Source organism: Vibrio sp. 10N.239.312.D08 (assembly GCF_041466145.1).
In the GTDB taxonomy this organism is placed as follows: Bacteria; Pseudomonadota; Gammaproteobacteria; order Enterobacterales; family Vibrionaceae; genus Vibrio; species Vibrio crassostreae_C.
The window spans coordinates 1-1,246 of the sequence record NZ_JBFSSD010000127.1; the positions used below are offsets into that span (position 1 = coordinate 1).

At 36.0% G+C, this 1,246-nt stretch carries 1 protein-coding gene; it reads right to left on the reverse strand.

From position 1 onward, the window contains the following. Positions 1 to 542: 542 nt before the first annotated feature. Positions 543 to 962: a hypothetical protein gene (locus AB6D58_RS24470; RefSeq protein WP_102458427.1), complete on the reverse strand. Its 420-nt coding sequence runs from the start codon at positions 960 to 962 to the stop codon at positions 543 to 545. Positions 963 to 1,246: the final 284 nt, after the last annotated feature.

The following is a 1,246-nucleotide window of genomic DNA, read 5'->3' on the forward strand; positions in this document are numbered from 1 at the left end:
TATTACTCTGGTGAAAGAGATACCTGAAGCTATGAAGCCTAAGTCCATCACTATCAATAAAAACTGTGATGTATTAGAGCATAAGGCTGAAGAGACAAGCACCAAAGATAATAAAGCTGCTAAAGGAGAATGATAGTGTGAAAGCACATTATCATTTTTGAAAGGGGAACGGCTCCCAATAGGGAGCTGTTCTTGTGTCTAAATTTGGGCCACACTAAGTGCCGTTACGTTAAATCAATACATTTTTATCCACAGAAATAGTGTTTAAGCGGCATTAATCCAACGAAAACAATAAATTGCATATTGATTATCTTTTCATGTTGACTGTTACATAAAAAAAAATCCTCATCGTTAATGATAAATTTTTTTTCATAATCAAAGCATTTGATGTCCTAAATCACAATGCTAAAAAAATCACACTAAACCATCAATGGCTACTAGAAATTCGCCACTTAAAATGCTCTTTGTAGTGAATAGAGGGCCGATTTTACACATAAATAACGAGCTTTATTTTGAACTTCATTTAGCGAACGAGTTAATCCTTAAAGAATAAAATCTTCTTTCCCCATGCTTAAAAACGCTTTAGAAAATCCTAGTGTTGTCAACCTAACTCCATCCCACTCAACAACACTGTTATTGATTAAACCATCTATAATAAAATCACGAGCCCTCTGAGAGAGGGCTCTATGAATACACCTTGAGTTTTCAAATGAACTTTCGATTCCTATCAGTTGCCCTTGAAACAAAAATGATGTTGAAGAACAGAGTTCCTCAGGCATACCTACCATTGTTAGAGTTACACTTTCAGGAGACACAGTGTAAAGTTGAAATACACTAGAAACTTTTAGGTAATAAACTACTTCTTCATTACCTCCATTGGCTCGCCACTCTCTCAACTTCGTCTCAGCCTCAACGTATCCAGAAAGGAAACAAAGCAAAAAAACAAATGCAATTTTCACCATGCAGTCACCAAAAGCCAAGACAATATATTTAAATATAGAACACTTACAGGATGGCGCTCTCGTATCTAACTCTGGTTTTTGGGAAATGATGTTTTGCATGATGAGTGGCAAATCGAGAACCATTTGAAGATCAAGAAGCTTGTGCAACCAAAAGCTAACAAACGGTTGTTCAAGAGTGATTCGCAAAATTTGGGGTTGTAGCTAAACCAAACTTGAAGAATAGGTGTTGATTAAGTGGCGTTACGTTAAACAAGGGGAAAATGTACACATCTTAAATCTGAACT